This window comes from Nocardia arthritidis, assembly GCF_011801145.1.
GTDB lineage: Bacteria > Actinomycetota > Actinomycetes > Mycobacteriales > Mycobacteriaceae > Nocardia > Nocardia arthritidis_A.
Window position 1 is genome coordinate 8,521,136 of sequence record NZ_CP046172.1, and the last position, 14,192, is coordinate 8,535,327.

Below are 14,192 nucleotides of genomic sequence, written 5' to 3' on the forward strand. Positions count from 1 at the left end.
TCACGCGGCGGCCCGATCGGTCGCCGTGTCGTGGGCTGGCCTCATGCCGAAAGCTCCTGCGCCACGGCGGTTTCGGCGGCGACGGCGGCCCGCTCTGTCACCGACGCCGCGAGCGCCCGCTCCAGCCAAACCATCTCGCCCGCCGTCGGTTCGCCCCTGACGTCGGTGAGGAAGCTGTGCGCTACTTCGGTATCGCGGCGGCCGTGCACTCGCTCACGGTAGCGCAATTCCGGATTACCTTCCGGCCGTTGCCATTCCATGTGCACCGCATGTGGAAACCTGACGCGCAGTTTGCGCAGTGCGTCCACCGGACGGGCCCGGTCGGTCAGGGTGGCCGACACGTAATGGTCCTCGACCGCCGAATACTCCGGCGCGGAGAGCAATTCGTCGAGCGTGCCGGTGAGCCTGCTCAGCCCGCGCACGACCGGCAGGTCGCGCCGCTCGACCGAGCACAGCCCATGTGCGTCCAGTTCCACCAACCACACCGCCTTGCGATGGGAGTTCTCCGCGAACGAATACGGCAGCGGCGAACCGGAATACCGCACCGATTCGGACAGCGTCTGCGGCGAATGCAGATGACCGAGCGCCACGTAATCGATACCGTCGAAGGCCGACAGCGGCACGGTTTCCACACCGCCCACCGAGATGGATCGCTCCGATCCGGTGGCCTCGGCGCCGACGACGAATGCGTGCGCGAGCACGACGGTGCGCGGATTGCCGCGCGCGGCCGCGTCGGCCCGGACTCGGCCCATCGCGGCGTCCAGGATTTCGGCATGCGAACGTGCCTGCGGCACACCGAGTTCGGCTCTGGTGATCTCCGGCTCGAGGTAGGGGATGCCATAGAAGGCGACCTCGCCGTGCGTGTCGGCGAGCAGCACCGGCTCGGCGCAGGCCGCGACCGTGGTGCGCAGATACAACCCGCCCGCCGCCGCGAAGCTCGCGCCGGCGCCGAGCCGCGCGGGTGAATCATGGTTGCCGGAGGTGGCCACGATCCGGGCACCCGCCGCGCGAATGGCCTCGAATCCGCGATTGCACACCGCGATCGCGTCGGCGCTGGGAATGGATCTGTCGTACACGTCCCCGGGCAGCACGACGACGTCGACGGATGCCGCGGCGACCAGGTCCGCGATGGCGGCCAGCGAACTGGCCTGGTCGGCAAGCAGATCGACCCCGTGGAACGTGCGCCCGATGTGCCAGTCCGAGGTGTGCAGCAGCCGCATGCCGCGAAACGCTAGGCCACCGCACCGACACGTTTCAATTGCCCGGCCACCCGTGTTGCGGTTGCCGCATGTCCGCCCGGCGTGTTCGACGGAGGCCGAATCGTGTCCGGCGGCACAGAAGTGTCCGAACACCGTTGCACCCATTCGGACCTCGGAGTATGGCCGCATCAGCATCCCGGTCGGTCGAGTTTGCCCGACACGCTGCTGTCCGGTTGCTCGCCGCCCGAACTTGTCGGTGGGCTAGGGCACCATCTCTGCCATGACCGCACCGATGCTGTTCGCGCTGCTGATGGTGTTCGCCGCCGGGTTCGGCCTGGGCTGGCTCGGCCGTGCCGCGCGCACCGGCCACCGCGCCGATACCGCCGCGGCCCGAATGGCAGGCGCGGAGGCGAAATTGGCGGCCGTCCGGGAAAACGAGCACCTGCTCCGGCAGTCGTTGAGCGCCGCCAGCGAAGATTCGGCACGCAGGCATTCGCATGCCATCGGAACAATGGTCGAGCCGCTGCGCGAGGCGCTCGGCGCGCTGAACCAGCACATCCAGCAGATAGAACAGCATCGCCTCAGCGCGTATGCGGGTCTGCGCGAACAGGTCGCGGGTATGCAGCGCACCTCGCATCAGCTCGCGGGCCAGACCAGTCAATTGGTTGCCGCGCTGCGGGCGCCGCAGATTCGCGGGCGCTGGGGCGAGATCCAATTGGAACGGGTAGTCGAGTTGGCGGGCATGTCCAGGCACTGCGACTTCGACACCCAGGTCACCAGGTCCGCTCGCGGCGACGGCACGGCCGACCGCGCCGGCTCGGTCCGCCCCGACCTGGTCGTGCACCTCGCGGGCAAGCGGCAGATCGTCGTCGACGCGAAGGTGCCGTTCACCGCCTATCTGGAGGCATGCACCACCGACGATCCCGATGCCCGCGCCGAACTGCTCACCCGGCACGCCAAACAGCTGCGCGCGCATATCGATCAACTCGCCGACAAGGCCTACTGGGCGGCATTCGATCCGGCTCCGGAATTCGTGGTGCTGTTCGTCCCCGGCGATCCGTTCCTCGACGCCGCGCTGACCACCGACGCCGAATTACTCGAGTACGCATTCGGCCGGAACGTGATCCTCGCGACGCCGACCACCCTCATCGCGCTATTGCGCACCATCGCGTTCGGCTGGCGGCAGGAGGCGCTGTCCAGGGATATGGCAACCGTGCAGCAATTGGGTAGGGAACTCTATGCCCGGCTCGGTATGACCGGTCGGCACCTCGACCGACTCGGCGCGCAACTCGGCAAAACCGTCGAGGCTTTCAACTACACGGTGGCGTCGGTCGAGTCCCGGGTCATGGTGACCGCCCGGAAACTCCATGATCTGGAAATCGCCGAACAGGAGGTGCCAGCAATCCATCGAGTCGATTCGTGGCCGCGGGCGGTGGGGTTCGCAGACGCCGGCGATTAGCCGGGCATCCGCCGTGCCATAGCGCCGCCGGGCGCTACGACGGTTAGTGTTCATATTGTGGCTGCTTCCCAAAGTGCGCGATCCCGGGTGCCCGCGCCGCAACGCTCGATACTGCCGTCGGTTCCGGGTCTTCCGGTCGGTGCGGCGATCCTGATCGCGGTCGTATGCACGTTCGTGGGCTTCGTGATCGACGCTCGCGGCGGAGGTGACGACCTCACCTACTGGTTCGCGGGTTTCTATATCGTGGGCTGCGTCGCCGCGGTGCTCGTCGTGCGCTATCGAGGGCTGTTCACCACCATGGTGTTGCCGCCGCTGCTGCTCTTCATCGCCGTGCCGCTGGCCTATGAGCGGTTGGCCGGTCATACCTCGACCTCGCTGCGGGACATCCTGTTCAATCTGGCCATACCGCTGGTCCACCGCTTTCCGCTGATGGCGCTGGCCACCGCGATCGTGGTGGTGCTCGGCATCGTGCGCATCGTCATGAACCGGCGCGAGGGCGGCGACACAACCGCGAAGGCCACCAAGAAGCCCCGATCGCGCTCGACCGAGAGCCTGCGCCGGGCCGCGTCCAAGCGCGGCCGCGCCGACGACACCGATGACGAGACCGAAGCGCCGCGGCGGCGCAGGCGACCACAGCCGGAGATCGACGACCCGGACACCGTGCAGCATCTGCCGAGGGTGAACCGTCGCCCGCAGGCCGAGGTGGCCGACGGTCCGCCGCGCGTCGCGGGCCGCGGCTATCCGCGCGACGCCCGCACCCGCACCGGCCGTCCGGTGCCGCCCCCGAGGCCCGATCTCGACCAACCGCGCAGCACCGTCACCCGGGCGCGCGGCGATATTCCGCCGCACCCCCAGCCCAACGTCCGCTACCGGGACCGCGACGCCGCGCCGCGGCAGCCGAATCCGAATCGTGCCGAGCTGCGGCCGAATCGGCGCGAACGCCGCGATCCGAACGACTACGACTACTGACTACGGTTCGGCGCGATAGCGCAGACCCGCGATGGTCGTGTCGCAGGATCGCGTACCCGTCAGCGCCACCTCGACATGCGATCAGCCGACCACGACCGTCGAATCGCTCGGCGATCCAGGCCCGTCCGCGAAAGGCGCGGTGTCGGTAGCGAAACCGCCCGAGCCGACTGACGCGGCCCGGGCGGTTTATCGAAAAGCCTTGTGCGGCTGCCGAACTCAGCGACGAGCCGTGCGCAGCTCGCGCGGCAGCGCGAAGACGAGCGTCTCGTTCGCGGTGGTCACCGGCTGGACGTCGGCGAAACCGTGTTCGGCCAACAACTCCAGCACACCCTGCACCAGGATCTCCGGCACCGAGGCGCCCGAGGTGATGCCGATGGTGCGCACGCCGGCCAACCACGCCGGATCCACCTCACGGGCGTAATCGACCAGATGCGCCGCCTTGGCGCCCGCATTCAACGCGACCTCGACCAGCCGCACCGAATTCGACGAGTTGCGCGAACCGACCACGATCACCAGATCGCATTCCGGCGCCATCGCCTTCACCGCCACCTGACGGTTCTGCGTGGCATAGCAGATGTCGTCGCTCGGCGGATCCTGCAGTTTCGGGAAACGCTCGCGCAGCCGCTGCACCGTCTCCATGGTCTCGTCCACCGACAGCGTGGTCTGCGAGAGCCAGATCACCTTCGATTCGTCGCGCACGGTCACCTTGTCCACCGCGCCGGGGCCGTCGACCAGCTGCACATGCTGCGGCGCCTCACCCGCGGTGCCCTCGACCTCCTCGTGCCCCTCGTGCCCGATGAGCAGGATGTCGTAGTCGTCGCGCGCGAACCGCTTCGCCTCCTGGTGCACCTTGGTGACCAGCGGGCAGGTGGCGTCGATGGTGTGCAGACCGCGGTCGGCGGCGGTTTCGTGCACGGTCGGCGCGACACCGTGCGCGGAGAACACGACGACCTGCCCCTCCGGCACCTCGTCGGTCTCGTTGACGAAGATGACGCCGCGTTCGCGCAGCGTCTCCACCACGTGCCGGTTGTGCACGATCTCCTTGCGAACGTAGATGGGCGCACCATGCTTCTCCAGCGCCTTCTCCACGGTCTCGACCGCGCGATCGACACCGGCGCAGTAGCCGCGCGGCTCGGCGAGCAGCACCCGCTTGCCGCCGTCGGCGCCGGTGGATCCGGAACCGGCCGAGCCCGCGATTCCGAGGTTCAGGGAAATGGCCGAAGACATGGGCCAAGCTTACGTGGGCGAGGCGAATGGTATTCGCGCGAGGATCAGCCAAGATACTGGCCCGCCCGTCGCCCGGCCACCACCCCTCACCGAATCGCTGCCGCGATGCTGCATAAACGCAGTTCGCCTTTGCAGAACACACCATTTCCGGCAGGCTTAGGACCATGTTCCGACCACCGTTCCTGGCCAGGGTCGCCGCAGGCGCCGCTGTCTACGCACTCGAAGAAACCCGCCGGTTACCAACGGCGGCAGTGAATTTCCCGATTACCGCGATCAGCCAGCTGCTGCAGACCACCATGCACGTGCAGCAGTTCGTGACCAGCCTCGCCCTGAAGGGCGACGCGGTCTTCGAGCGGTTGACCAACACACCGGTGGCCCAGCCGGAATGGGCCACCTTCGATGAGGATCTCGAACCCGAACCGACCCCGCGCGCCGAGGCCACCGCCGCCCGGGTCAGCAGCTTCGACCGCTACACCGCCGACGAGCCCGCGGCGACCAACGGCCACACGCCCCCGGCCGCGACCACCCCGGAGCCTGAAACCGAAAGCGCGGCAACGGAAGTCGCCGAACCCGAGGTCGCCACCCGATACGACTATCTGAATATGACGCTGGCCCAGTTGCGCGCCCGCCTGCGCATGCTGACCGTCGAGGAATTGACCGCCCTGCTGGAGTACGAGCAGCAGACCCGCGCGCGAGCGCCGTTCGTGACCATGCTGACGAACCGGATTGCTACTGTGCGGGCTCAATGAACGGAGCATCGCGCGGCGATTCGGTGGGCGGCCGGGAGACGGGTGGGCACGAGCCCAGGCCGCCTTCGTCGTCGACGGTTGGCCGGGAGTCATCCGGCCAACCCGACCGAGCCAACTCCGCCGAACAGCCGTGGCCCGTCCGCTCGGTCGCCATCAAGGTCATGCAGTGGATCGACCGGCTCGGCAGCATCTGGGTGGAGGGCCAGATCACCCAGATCAATATCCGTCCCGGCGCGCGCACCGCATTCCTGGTGCTGCGCGATCCGTCGGCCGACATGTCGCTGTCGGTGACCTGCGATCCCGATCTGATTCGCGCGTCCGCCGTTCCGCTGCAGGAGGGCAGCCGGGTGGTGGTGTACGGCAAACTCTCCTATTTCACCGGTCGCGGCACGATCTCGTTGCGCGTCACCGAGATTCGCCCGGTCGGCGTCGGTGAACTGCTGGCCCGCATCGAGCGGCTCAAGGCGCTGCTGGCCGCCGAGGGACTCTTCGATCCCCGGCTGAAGCGGCCGATCCCCTTCTTACCCCGAACCGTCGGGTTGATCACCGGGCGCGCGTCCGCCGCTGAGCGCGATGTCCTCACCGTGGCCAGAAACCGTTGGCCCGCAGTGCGTTTCGAGATCCGAAATGTCGCGGTGCAGGGTCCGTCCGCGGTTGCGCAGATCCTCTCGGCACTGGCCGAACTCGACCGCGATCCGGCGGTGGAGGTGATCGTGCTGGCCCGCGGCGGCGGCAGCGTCGAGGATCTGCTGCCGTTCTCCGATGAGGCCCTGTGCCGCGCGATCGTCGCCGCGACCACCCCGATCGTCAGCGCGATCGGCCACGAACCCGATACCCCGGTCTGCGATCTGGTCGCCGACGTGCGCGCGGCCACCCCCACCGACGCCGCCAAACGGATCGTGCCCGACGCGGCCGCCGAATCCGCCGCCATCCGTGAGCTGCGCGGCCGGGCCGCCGCCGCCCTGCGCGGCTGGGTCGACCGGGAGACGCGCGCGCTCGCCCAACTGCGCTCGCGGCCGGTGCTCGCCGCCCCGCTGCGCGAAATCGACCGGCGCGCAGAGGAAGTCGAGCGGCTGCGAACCGCGGCGCGACGCTGCGCCGAACACCTCATCCGCACCGAGACCACCGCCACCCGGCATCTGCGCGAGCAGCTGACCGCGGTGGGCCCCGCCGCGACACTGTCCCGCGGCTACGCTGTGGTCCAGCGCGTCAACGGGACCGAGCGGCATGTGGTGCGCTCGATCGATGACGCACCGGCGGGCAGTCAGTTGCGCATCCGGGTGGCCGACGGCGCGGTGACCGCCGCGGCGCTCGGCACCCATGCACTTGCCCCGAAACCCGACAAAGGGAGGAATTGACCTTGGCCGACCCCGGCACCCCGGACGACGAGCTGGCCGAAATCGCCGGCTTCGGCTACGAGCGCGCCCGCGACGAACTGGTCAACGTCGTGAAAATGCTCGAGCAGGGCGGCCTCGACCTCGACGAATCCCTCGCCCTCTGGGAGCGCGGTGAGGCACTGGCCAACCGCTGCGAACAACATCTCGCGGGCGCCCGCAAACGCGTCGAGGACGCGCTGTCCCGCGCCGACGCCGCGGACCCCGAATGACCATCCGCCGCGCCGTCCCCGATATCCACACCGCGGACCTCGCGGCCAGCCGCGCCTTCTACCGCCTGCTCGGCTTCGAGGAGGTGATGGACCTCGGCTGGGTCGTCACCATGGCCTCCCCCACCAACCCCACCGCCCAAGTCATCCTGGTAGACGCGAAAACCGAAGCCCCCCAACCAGATATGAGCGTCGAGGTCGACGACGTAGACGCCATCCACGCCGCCGCCCTGGCCGCCGGCTCCGAAATCGTCTACCCGTTACGCGACGAACCCTGGGGCGTCCGCCGGTTTTTCGTCCGCGATCCGAGCGGCAAAATCGTCAATGTGGTGAGCCATCGCCGCGACCCACAAGGCCGCGCAGACCTAGCCGACATACGTCACCGTCTGAGCACAGAACCTGTCGATACCGAAAACCGCGTAAGCGCCGCATTGCAAGCACTACGTGAAGACGAGCGGTACTGAAACTGGATACGGGCACACCCGTGTAACTGGAATCCTCCGTGCCGCACGATATTTGGACGCGATATTCAGATGCGCCGATCTCACGGAGATCTCTAGCATTCGGGCAGTGCCAACCAACAACCACGAAGTACCGCTGGAGCTGTTTCGTGACCGACCGGACCTGGCCCCGAAGATCGCACGGGATGTATTGAACCTGCCGGTACCAGACAAACTGTGCTGGCGTCTAGGGCCAGAGACCGTGACCATGCTGGGCCCAATCGAATTGCGCCTGGACGTGTCACTGGTAGGGGACAACGAGAAAAAACCGGAGTACGCGATTATCCAGGAGGTGCAAAACAGCTGTGCCGAAGATGATTTGAAGAGAATCCGAGGAAGCTGGCCGGAATATGTGACGAGTCTGCGCAAGCGCTTGGGGTGCCAGGTGGTCCTGCTGGCGTACTGCCCTGACGAACGAACGGCGGCAGCGATCGGACAACCGGTGGAGACCGGACATCCTGGTTTCGTGTTCGCGCCAGTGACGTACTGGCCAGGCAAACTGCCAGCTGTTACCGATCCGGTCGCAGCGGTGCAGTGGCCGGAGTTGGTGCTTCTGTCAGTTCCTGGACATGTTCGCAACGCCGAGCGGAGGCGGGTGCTGGAAATGGTGCCACAAGCTGTCGCGGGCTTCGGCCAGGAACGTGGATTGTTCTACTATGACTATGTCTGTGCGCGACTGCCGGAGGCGGCACGCCTGGAACTGGAGAAGATCATGTCGATTTCGGCCGAAACCTACAGGTGGGAAAGTGATTTCGCCCTGCGCCACCAGGCGATCGGGCATGACAAAGGCCTTGCTGAAGGTAGGGCCGAAGGCCATTTCGTAGGCCGAATCAAAGGCCGGGCCGAAGGGCGACTCGAGGGCAGGGCTGAGGGTAGGACCGAAGGCAAGGCCGAAGGCGAGGCAACCTCGATCCTGACCGTCTTGGAAGCGCGCGGCATCGAGGTCGACACCACCACCCGCGAGCGAGTGCTCACCTGCTCGGACCTTGAGCAACTGTCGCGCTGGCTGATCCGCGCGGTCCAAGCAACCACTGCCACAGAGATTTTCGACGAAGACTAAAATTGATAACCGTAGGCCCCGGAACGATCACTGACTTCGGTCAAATCGCCGGGGCTACGTTTTTGTTCAGGGCTGGACGATGGGGGCGGAGCCGACGGCTTGGGCCAATGTGCGGAAGGCGGCGTCGTTACCGGCGCCCTTGACCATTACCCGGGCGGTGCCGAAATCGGTGATCCACGCGGTTTCCTCACCTTTTTCGGCGTAGACGGTCCATTTCTGGTCGGCGATTTGAATGGAGCCGGTGCCGGGGCGGCCGTTCAACAAGAAGCGGGCCAGGGCTTGTTCGGTGCCGTTCGTCTGGGTCAACTGCATGTAGTTGCCCTGGGGTGTGATGAAGCCGACGGTGCTGAGAGGCCCGCCGCCGGGGCCGGTGATGGTGTCGCGGTGGCCGGAGTTGGGGGTCCAGTCGGCGGGTAACTGGGGATTCCGGACGGGGAAGTGGAGGGTGCGGGCGTCGTCGCCGAGCGCGGCGGTCACGTCGAAGTGCGGGATCTGGCCCTGTGTCGGGCCGTTGGCGGCGAAGCTGCACTGGCTGGCCAGCCCGGCGAAAACCACCGCGATCAGCACCAACGGTATGAGCGACCAGAACAGGTCCTTGTAGTCGTTGAGGATGCGCGGCTTCTGATACGACACCAGGCAAGTATCCACTCAGTGCTGTCGATCACCTGACCAGGGGTGCGGGGAATGCACCAACTGAATGAGACAATCGACCGGTAATTACGACGCACAGGAGGCACCCCGCAATGACGGCATCTTCCCCGACACCGAGCCGCCGCGAGGCGCCGGACCGCAACCTAGCGCTCGAGTTGGTACGCGTCACCGAGGCCGGTGCGATGGCAGCGGGCCGCTGGGTGGGCCGCGGCGATAAGGAGGGCGGCGACGGCGCGGCCGTCGACGCCATGCGCCAGCTGGTCAGCTCGGTTTCCATGCGCGGCATCGTGGTGATCGGCGAGGGCGAGAAGGACGAAGCCCCCATGCTCTACAACGGTGAGCTGGTGGGCGACGGCACCGGTCCCGAGGTGGATTTCGCGGTCGACCCGATCGACGGCACCACCCTGATGTCCAAGGGTTCGCCGGGCGCGATCGCGGTGCTCGCGGTCGCCGAGCGCGGCGCGATGTTCGATCCGTCCGCGGTGTTCTATATGGAGAAGATCGCGGTGGGTCCGGACGCCGCCGATGTGATCGATCTCTCCGCCCCGATCTCGGAGAACATCCGCCGGGTCGCCAAGACGAAGAATTCCTCGGTCTCCGACCTGACCGTCTGCATCCTGGACCGGCCCCGGCACGCCGAACTGATCCAGCAGGTGCGCGACGCGGGCGCCCGCATCCGGCTGATCTCCGACGGTGACGTCGCGGGCGCGATCGCCGCGGCCCGCCCGGATTCCGGCACCGACATGCTGGTCGGCATCGGCGGCACCCCGGAGGGCATCATCGCCGCGGCGGCCATGCGCTGTATGGGCGGTGCGATGCTGGGCAAGCTGGCCCCGAAGGATGACGAGGAGCGGCAGAAGGCCATCGACGCCGGCCACGACCTGGACCGCATCCTGTCCACCGAGGACCTGGTGTCCGGTGACAACGTCTTCTTCTGCGCGACCGGCATCACCGACGGCGACCTCCTGCGCGGCGTGCGCTACTTCGGCGGTGGCGCGTCCACTCATTCGATCGTCATGCGCTCGAAGTCGGGCACCGTCCGCATGATCGATGCCTACCACCGGCTGACCAAGCTGCGCGAGTACTCGTCGGTCGATTTCATCGGCGACGAGCACGCGGTGCCCCCGCTGCCGTAACCCGCAATGGCGGTGAGCCGCACGGGCAATCGGGCCCGTGCGGCTTTTCTTATTCCGGGCGCCGGGTGTGCGAATGACCTCAGACGTGGCTCCCCCACGTCGTCGCGCACGGGCATAGGGTCGAAGTATGACCGAGGAGACGCAGTACCGCATCGAACACGACACCATGGGCGAGGTTCGGGTTCCGGTGGACGCGCTGTGGCGGGCACAGACCCAGCGGGCCGTGGAGAACTTCCCGATCAGCGGGCGCGGCCTGGAGCGGGCCCAAATCCGTGCGCTCGGCCTGCTGAAGGCCGCCTGCGCCAAGGTGAACAAGGACCTGGGCCTGCTCGACGCGGTGAAGGCCGATGCCATCATCGCCGCGGCCACCGAGATCGCCGACGGCAAACACGACGACCAGTTCCCGATCGATGTCTTCCAGACCGGCTCCGGCACCAGCTCGAATATGAACGCCAACGAGGTGATCGCCTCGATCGCCAAGGCGAACGGCGTGGTGGTGCACCCGAACGACGACGTGAACATGTCGCAGTCCTCCAACGACACCTTCCCCACCGCGACGCATCTGGCCGCGACCGAAGCGGCGGTGAAGGATCTGGTTCCCGCGCTGGACCATCTGCGACTCGCGCTGCTGGACAAGTCGACCGAGTGGCGCACCGTGGTGAAATCGGGCCGCACCCATCTGATGGACGCGGTGCCGGTGACGCTCGGGCAGGAGTTCGGCGGCTACACCCGCCAGGTGGCCGCCGGTATCGAGCGGATTCTGGCGACGCTGCCGCGGCTGGGTGAGCTGCCGATCGGCGGCACCGCGGTGGGCACCGGCCTGAACGCGCCCGCCGGTTTCGGCGCGAAAGTCGTTGCGGAACTCGTGAAATCGACCGGCATCGACGCGCTGTCCGAGGCGAAGGACCACTTCGAGGCGCAGGCCGCGCGCGACGGTCTGGTCGAGGCGTCCGGCGCGCTGCGCACGATCGCGGTGAGCCTGACCAAGATTGCCAACGATATTCGCTGGATGGGTTCCGGCCCGCTCACCGGCCTCGCCGAACTCCAGCTGCCGGATCTGCAGCCGGGCAGTTCGATCATGCCGGGCAAGGTGAATCCCGTTCTGCCGGAGGCGGTTACCCAGGTGGCCGCCCAGGTGATCGGCAACGACGCCGCGGTCGCGTTCTCCGGCGCGAACGGCGCGTTCGAGTTGAATGTCTACATTCCGGTGATGGCCCGCAATATTCTGGAGTCGATTCGCCTGCTGGCCAATGTTTCTCGACTCTTCGCCGATAAGTGCGTGCGCGGGCTGGTGGCGAATGTGGAGCATTTGCGGACGCTCGCGGAATCGTCGCCGTCGATTGTCACGCCGTTGAATTCGGCGATCGGATACGAGGAGGCGGCGGCGGTCGCGAAAGAGGCGTTGAAGGAAAAGAAGACGATTCGTCAGACGGTTATCGATCGTGGGTTGATCGATGAGAAGTTGACGGTGGAGGAGCTGGATCGGCGGTTGGATGTGCTGTCGATGGCGAAGGTCGACGACGGGAAGTAAAGCGGTTCAATAAAACACCGAACGCCACCTTGGATAACTCTTGGTTATCCTTGGTGGCGTTCGAGTGCCAAACTTGCCCAGGCGATCTGGGCCTCATTCATGTAGCGCGAGCACTGTAGTTCTCGACCACGCTGCTCGCAGCACTCGGTGTCGATTACTCGATCACAGAATGCCGAGGAGGGCGGTCACCGCGGACGCGCCGACACCGATGGCCGCAGCCACAGCGGCGAGAACTGCCAAAAACAACATGGTTCTTTCCTTTCTTGCTTCCGCAGAAAGCGCGGATACCAGCTAATCGCGAGCTACACATGACCCGTTTCACACAACCACGCGAAAACAAGAAAAGGTAAGAACTTCCCAGCAAATTCCCGCTACGACCGAGAAAAAGGGAAAACCGGCGCGCAAACCCGCGCACCGGTCCCGATTCACCCGCGCAGATGCGCCAACTCGGCCCGCGCCTTCTCACCCTCTTCACCGAAATCGGTGCGGTCGAAAACACCCCACCGTTCCAGCAGCGGCTTGAACACCAGCTCATCCTCGCGGGCGCGATCGTAGATGCCCGCCTCGGCAAGCACCTCATCACTGCCGCGCCCGTCGGCCAACTGGACCGTCGGCACCTGGAAGTCGGCGATCTGGTCCGCGATGGCCCGCATCGCCTGATCGGGCGCCGTGTCGAGCCCGGCCGCGACCAGGTTCGCGAAGAACTCCTTCTGCAGTTCGTCATCGGCGGCGATGCGCTCGGACAGCGCGGTGACGATCGGGTTCTCGCCGAGCGCCGCGGTGTTGCGATGCCGGATCGCGGCGGCCTGCTCCTCGAATGTCAGCGTGGCGAGCAGGTCGAGCAGGTGCATGGCGGGGCGGCGGAAGCCCGTCGTCATATGCGCCATCCGCAACCGCTCCAGTTCCACCGGGTCCACCGACCGGGTGACCATGAGGTAGTTGCGGATCATGATCTCGTGCCGGTTCTCCTCGGCCGTCCAGCGGCCGACCCACCGCCACCACGAACCGGTGCGCAGATACTTGCCGATTTCACGGTGGTAGGAGGGCAGGTTGTCCGCGATGAGCACGCTCACCGTGAGCGCCAGCTTCGCCACCTCGCCGAGCTCGGATTGGGTTGGGTCCCAATCGGTTCCGCCGAGGAAGGCGAAGTTGCTTCCGTCGTCCCACGGAACGTACTCGTGCGGCTGCCAGCCGTCGGCGATCGCGACGTGCCTGCGCAGATTCTGTTCCACCTCGTCCGCGAGCGTTTCGAGCAGCTCGCGGTCGGTCAAGAGATTTTGCACTCACACAACCTAGCTGCTTGGCCCGCAATGCGGGGTATGCGAATGGGAAGTTCGGCCTGGCCGATCCGAGACGGCGTCCGAGATCCGTTGTGCGCCAATCTCGGACGCCGTTCGTCTCATGCCTTCGGGGTGACCGTGGTGTTACCGTCGACCCAGGTGATGGTACCCCCGGTGAAATCGGTCTCCTTACCGCCGGGGATGTCCTTCTCGTCGCTGGTCGGGTAGCCGAGCTTGCCGCCGGGGCCGCCGTTGTCCTCCCACGCCTTGCGGATCTCGCCCCAGACGACGTGCGCGCCGGTGTCCTTGCTCCAGACGATGGCGCCGCCGGTGAAGTCCTGCCACATGCCGTCGTTCGGCCCGGTTTCGGCCGCCTTGGTCGGCATGCCGAGCGGTCCGGTCGGCCCGCCCGACTGGCCGTACTTCTCGAAGATATGGCCGGAGACCGCGATTTCCCCGCCCTGGGTCGCGATCTTGGTTTCCTCGGCGGCGCCGGACATCGCGCCGTCGCCGTGGTTCATCGGCGCGGTCGTGGTCATCGACGCGGAGGAGGAGTTCTTGTCCTTGTTGTCGTCTTTGCAGCCCGTGAGCACGAGCAGCGATGCCGCGGCGACCGCCGCGATGAATCCAGCCGATCGAAGAGCGTGGTGCATTTCCATCCTCTCGAAAGTGGCTACGCGCAGCCACCGCCGGACGCGGTGGCGCCGCGCGTAGCCTAGGCCGTCGTTCCGCAACGACCCGGCGAATCGAAGTGCGACTCGCCGGGCCGTGCTGAACAGGTATCGCGGCGGATAGTACCCGGCGCTCTGTGAGAGGAAACACACCCTG

The 14,192-nt window shown here is 66.7% G+C and carries 14 protein-coding genes; 9 read left to right on the forward strand and 5 right to left on the reverse strand.

Annotated features, from left to right (window positions below; genetic code table 11):
* Nucleotides 1-41: 41 nt before the first annotated feature.
* Nucleotides 42-1,220 (reverse strand): exonuclease SbcCD subunit D, encoded by a 1,179-nt coding sequence (locus F5544_RS38570; protein WP_167477718.1) that lies wholly within the window; start codon nucleotides 1,218-1,220, stop codon nucleotides 42-44.
* Between the two features lie 259 nt (nucleotides 1,221-1,479).
* On the opposite strand from F5544_RS38570, the gene F5544_RS38575 reads away from it, so the two are divergent.
* The gene (locus tag F5544_RS38575) at nucleotides 1,480-2,658 is read left to right on the forward strand and encodes a DNA recombination protein RmuC (protein WP_167477719.1); all 1,179 of its coding nucleotides are present in this window, start codon (nucleotides 1,480-1,482) and stop codon (nucleotides 2,656-2,658) included.
* Nucleotides 2,659-2,715: 57 nt separating this feature from the next.
* Nucleotides 2,716-3,627, forward strand: coding sequence for a DUF6542 domain-containing protein (locus F5544_RS38580; protein ID WP_174867485.1), 912 nt, complete (start codon nucleotides 2,716-2,718; stop codon nucleotides 3,625-3,627).
* Between the two features lie 216 nt (nucleotides 3,628-3,843).
* Here the strand turns inward: F5544_RS38580 and F5544_RS38585 are convergent, their stop codons facing one another.
* Nucleotides 3,844-4,854, reverse strand: a complete 1,011-nt coding sequence (locus tag F5544_RS38585) for a 4-hydroxy-3-methylbut-2-enyl diphosphate reductase (RefSeq protein WP_167477720.1) — start codon at nucleotides 4,852-4,854, stop codon at nucleotides 3,844-3,846.
* A 164-nt stretch (nucleotides 4,855-5,018) separates the two neighbouring features.
* Between F5544_RS38585 and F5544_RS38590 the strand changes: the two genes are divergently transcribed.
* The 5 genes from F5544_RS38590 (at nucleotide 5,019) to F5544_RS38610 (ending at nucleotide 8,766) form a co-directional block, all read left to right on the forward strand.
* On the forward strand, nucleotides 5,019-5,603 hold the full coding sequence (locus F5544_RS38590; protein WP_167477721.1) for a lipid droplet-associated protein: 585 nt from the start codon (nucleotides 5,019-5,021) through the stop codon (nucleotides 5,601-5,603).
* Nucleotides 5,600-6,961 (forward strand): exodeoxyribonuclease VII large subunit, encoded by a 1,362-nt coding sequence (xseA, locus tag F5544_RS38595; protein ID WP_167477722.1) that lies wholly within the window; start codon nucleotides 5,600-5,602, stop codon nucleotides 6,959-6,961. The genes F5544_RS38590 and xseA overlap by 4 nt, the downstream gene beginning before the upstream one ends.
* Nucleotides 6,962-6,963: 2 nt before the next feature.
* Nucleotides 6,964-7,209, forward strand: a complete 246-nt coding sequence (locus F5544_RS38600) for an exodeoxyribonuclease VII small subunit (RefSeq protein WP_167477723.1) — start codon at nucleotides 6,964-6,966, stop codon at nucleotides 7,207-7,209.
* The gene (locus F5544_RS38605) at nucleotides 7,206-7,670 is read left to right on the forward strand and encodes a VOC family protein (protein WP_167477724.1); all 465 of its coding nucleotides are present in this window, start codon (nucleotides 7,206-7,208) and stop codon (nucleotides 7,668-7,670) included. The genes F5544_RS38600 and F5544_RS38605 overlap by 4 nt, the downstream gene beginning before the upstream one ends.
* A 106-nt stretch (nucleotides 7,671-7,776) precedes the next feature.
* On the forward strand, nucleotides 7,777-8,766 hold the full coding sequence (locus tag F5544_RS38610) for a hypothetical protein (protein WP_167477725.1): 990 nt from the start codon (nucleotides 7,777-7,779) through the stop codon (nucleotides 8,764-8,766).
* A gap of 66 nt (nucleotides 8,767-8,832) precedes the next feature.
* Here F5544_RS38610 and F5544_RS38615 read toward each other — a convergent pair whose 3' ends face one another.
* Nucleotides 8,833-9,399 carry a DUF4245 domain-containing protein gene (locus F5544_RS38615; RefSeq protein WP_167477726.1) on the reverse strand — a complete coding sequence of 189 codons (567 nt, stop codon included), beginning with the start codon at nucleotides 9,397-9,399 and terminating at the stop codon, nucleotides 8,833-8,835.
* A 110-nt stretch (nucleotides 9,400-9,509) separates the two neighbouring features.
* Here F5544_RS38615 and glpX point away from each other — a divergent pair, with 110 nt between their 5' ends.
* Nucleotides 9,510-10,553, forward strand: coding sequence for a class II fructose-bisphosphatase (gene glpX / locus F5544_RS38620; RefSeq protein WP_167477727.1), 1,044 nt, complete (start codon nucleotides 9,510-9,512; stop codon nucleotides 10,551-10,553).
* A 127-nt stretch (nucleotides 10,554-10,680) separates the two neighbouring features.
* The gene (locus F5544_RS38625) at nucleotides 10,681-12,084 is read left to right on the forward strand and encodes a class II fumarate hydratase (RefSeq protein WP_167477728.1); all 1,404 of its coding nucleotides are present in this window, start codon (nucleotides 10,681-10,683) and stop codon (nucleotides 12,082-12,084) included.
* A gap of 425 nt (nucleotides 12,085-12,509) precedes the next feature.
* On the opposite strand, the gene F5544_RS38630 is transcribed toward F5544_RS38625, so the two are convergent.
* Complete coding sequence (locus tag F5544_RS38630; protein ID WP_167477729.1) at nucleotides 12,510-13,367, reverse strand: acyl-ACP desaturase; 858 nt, start codon at nucleotides 13,365-13,367, stop codon at nucleotides 12,510-12,512.
* A 116-nt stretch (nucleotides 13,368-13,483) separates the two neighbouring features.
* A complete protein-coding gene (locus F5544_RS38635) occupies nucleotides 13,484-14,017 on the reverse strand; it encodes an LGFP repeat-containing protein (protein WP_167477730.1) in 534 nt (177 codons plus the stop codon).
* Between the last annotated feature and the right edge of the window lie 175 nt (nucleotides 14,018-14,192).